The sequence below is a fragment of the Slackia sp. genome (assembly GCF_977041755.1).
The window spans coordinates 1-3296 of sequence record NZ_CDRRGL010000171.1; the positions used below are offsets into that span (position 1 = coordinate 1).

Annotated in this window: 4 protein-coding genes; 2 read left to right on the forward strand and 2 right to left on the reverse strand. The window is 55.6% G+C overall.

Translation table 11 applies throughout. The features are described from left to right. Positions 1 to 297: rhodanese-like domain-containing protein (locus ACWI8T_RS09065; protein ID WP_449138701.1), on the forward strand; the 297-nt coding region annotated here is incomplete at its 5' end. 176 nt (positions 298 to 473) lie between these two features. Here ACWI8T_RS09065 and ACWI8T_RS09070 read toward each other — a convergent pair. Beyond that, a complete protein-coding gene (locus tag ACWI8T_RS09070) occupies positions 474 to 2501 on the reverse strand; it encodes a heavy metal translocating P-type ATPase (RefSeq protein ID WP_449138702.1) in 2028 nt (675 codons plus the stop codon). Positions 2502 to 2579: 78 nt separating this feature from the next. After that, positions 2580 to 2837 (reverse strand): DUF6110 family protein, encoded by a 258-nt coding sequence (locus tag ACWI8T_RS09075; protein WP_123219948.1) that lies wholly within the window; start codon positions 2835 to 2837, stop codon positions 2580 to 2582. A gap of 147 nt (positions 2838 to 2984) precedes the next feature. Between ACWI8T_RS09075 and ACWI8T_RS09080 the strand changes: the two genes are divergently transcribed. Continuing rightward, on the forward strand, positions 2985 to 3296 hold a 312-nt coding region (locus ACWI8T_RS09080), incomplete at its 3' end, for a heavy-metal-associated domain-containing protein (RefSeq protein ID WP_449138703.1).

A 3296-nucleotide genomic window follows, 5' to 3' on the forward strand; every position in this document is an offset into this window, starting at 1 on the left:
CTTTCCGACGACGCTTCGGTCATCGTGCTCTATTCGAATGCTGGCGAGCGATCGGCTCGTGCGTGCGAGCATATGGAATCGCTGGGCTATGTGAACGTGTATAACGCCCCGGGCTTGTCCTCGTGGTCTTATGAGGTTGTAACGACGGCGGAAGAGACCGCCGTGGCTGCCGCGCTTGCGCAAAATGGCGCCGTTGCGACGCAAGAGGTTGGCCAGAGCCACGATTGCGGTTGTGGGCACGATCATCATGGGGAACATGGCCATACACATGACCATGATTGCGGTTGTAATCACTAAATGGCTGCAGACATCAATTAATGCGTTAGAGCAGAATAGAAGCTAGGTCTCTATTTGATACCAAGCGTGTAATTAGATGCTTGGTATTAAAATAGAGTTAGGTATTTAAAAGAAACTATCACTGCGAAAATAATGGGCGACCGTAAGGGCGCCCATCGTGTGCCTAGGCCTTTTTGCTATGCCTTCTTTGGCGGCAAATAAGCCTTGGTGTTGTTGAGGCTGAACAAAATCGTTGAAGCATTGTGCAAAAGCGACGAAGTTTGCGGTGTGATGATGCCAGCGATGCCGAGCGCTAGCAAGGCGGAATTGGTAATCATGACCTTGCTGTATGACCCGTTGAGCCTGCTGACGAGGCCTTGGCTCATCTTGCGCAGGCGCACGACGGCTTGCAGATCGGTATCGGACAAAATGATATCGGCAACTTCCTTGGCGATATCACTGCCACCACCCATGGCAAGACCTACGTCGGCGCGGCCAAGCGCCGGCGAATCGTTTACGCCGTCTCCGACCATGGCGACGCAACGCCCTTCGCTCTTGATGCGGTCGACGTAGGCGAACTTATCTTCAGGTAGCAAGTCGGCTTGGAATTCGTCGATACCCGCCGCAGAAGCGATACGCGCAGCGGTGCGTTCGGAATCGCCCGTGAGCATGACGATATGCTTGAATCCTAAATTGCGAAGTTCGGCAATGGACTCTTTCACGCCGGGTTTCAGGGGGTCTTCAATTCCCAGCACGCCTACGACCTCGCCATCGACGGCCAAAAACAAAGGCGACAGGCCTTCCATTTCGGTCTCGACGCGAGAAAGTGTTTCGGGGTCCAAATGCGCGTGTTCGTCTTCGAAAACGAAGTGCGCCGACCCGATGACGGCGCGTTTGCCGTCAAGTGCCGAAGCGATGCCATGTGCGACGATGTACTCCACGGCCGCGTGGCGCTCGCGATGCTCAAGCCCTCGTTCTTGGGCGGCGGCAACCACGGCGCGGGCGACGGGGTGGGGGAAATGCTCTTCCAAGCATGCCGCAAAGCGCAGGACTTCGTCTTCGCTCCACCCGTCGGTGGGAATGACGCGCGCGAGTTTCGGCTGTGCCTCGGTGAGCGTGCCCGTCTTATCGAATATGATGGTGTCCGCTTTGGCGAATGCTTCGAAGTATTTCGCGCCTTTGACCATGACGCCGGCTTTGGCAGCATTGCTCATGGCAGTCATTACGGCGATAGAGCCAGTGAGCTTCAGCGCGCATGAGTAATCGACCATAAGCGCGGCCGACGTTTTCACAAGGCTGCGCGTAGTGAGTGCTACAAGGCCTGCGAGCAGGAAGTTCCACGGTACAATTTTATTCGCCAGGTTTTCCATGCGCGATTGGCCTTCCGATTTCAGTGAATCGGCGGCTTCGACGAGCGAAACGATCGATCGAAGCTTGGTTTGCGACGTATTGGCGCGCACGCGCACTAAGATTTCGCCATCTTCGACGACGGTGCCAGCGAACACATCATCGCCAACGGTGCGCTCGACCGCGAGTGGCTCTCCTGTCAGGGTGGCTTGGTTTACCATGGCGCAGCCATGTTCCACCACGCCATCGATGCAAATAGACATGCCAGTGCGCACGGCCACCAAATCGCCAGGCATAAGCTCGCTTGCCGGAACGCTGGTTTCGGTGTCGCCAATCACTTTTTGCGCCTTGTCGGGTACGTCGAGAAGTGAATTGATGAGCTCGTTTTCGCTCATGGCGCGCGTGTAATCTTCGAGCAGCTCGCCCACGTTCAACAAGAACATGGTTTGCGACGCCGTGTCGAAATCGCGTTTCACGAACGAAATGCCAATTGCCGATGCGTCAAGCACGGGTACGGTAAGGCGCGAGCGCGACAGCTCGAACAGCGCGGCGTGCAAGAACGGCAGGAAGCTAACTACCGTGCACACGGCGCGAATGGGCGCGGGCAAGAACCATTTGCGCGCATAGCGGGCGCCAATAAGAACAGCCAGGTTCATGAACAGTGCATGCGTTCGCGGCTCGAATTGCACGGAATAGCCGGTTTTTGCATCGGCGATTTTCTCGGCGTTGATTTCGCAGAGCGCATCGAGCACGTTTGTGCGTTTGGGTGCCTCGAAGTCGACCGACATCTGACCGATGCGTCCGTAAAGCTGCACGCGGCGCACGCCGTCGATTTCTTTGGTGAGTTTGATAAGCGCGTCGAGGTCCTCTTCAGGCACAGGGCCCGCCAATTTCAGGCGGGCCCTGCCAGGGATCTCTTTGATTATCGAGAACTTCATGACGAATGCCGTAAGGCTTTATTCGGCGGAAGGCTCGGAATCGGCCTTGGCGGCTTTGGCGTCGCTCGTGAGGTACGTGGCCTCGGCGACCAGATCGTCGACTTCGGCTTTTGCCTGTTCAACCATATCCTGATAGCAGTTCTTTGCACGCAGGCCGCATGCGATGCCATGCACATAGGCCTTCTTTGCGGGCGCACTCGTAAGCGCCTTGATACCTGCGGTTCCCAGCAGGAAGCCGCCGCCGACGAGCAGGGTGTTGAATGTAGCCTTCTTCATGTTTGTCCTCCTTCGAATCGCGACGAATCGCGAATGCGTTTATGCATGAACAATGTTCGCTCATGCATACTTTTTGTAAAAGTAAGAGTAGTGTTACACTTTGCGAAAGTCAATGAAAGTAAACTCGATGTTAAGGAAGATTTACATATGGAAGGCATGAATGTTCAGACGGCAGTTTTGCTGGCGGTTATCGTCGTGGGCATGGTCTTCGCCGCGCGACGCATGTATCGTGTGTTTTCGCTGAAGGACGATTGTTGCGGCGGCGGTGCGAAAGACTCGTCGAAGAAATTCAAGGCGCAGCGCGTGAGCGATACGAACGAGGTGAACTACAAGCATGCGCTCGATTTGAAGATTGGTGGAATGACCTGCGAGAAATGCGTCGAGAACGTGCAGAATGCCATCAATTCCGTTGATGCGGGCAATGTGTGGGCTCGTGTCGATTTGGGCTCGAAGACGGCG

Bases quoted from the DNA above. Each gene is read 5' to 3' on its own strand.
- ACWI8T_RS09075 (WP_123219948.1), bottom strand. From the start codon at position 2,837: ATGAAGAAGGCTACATTCAACACCCTGCTCGTCGGCGGCGGCTTCCTG.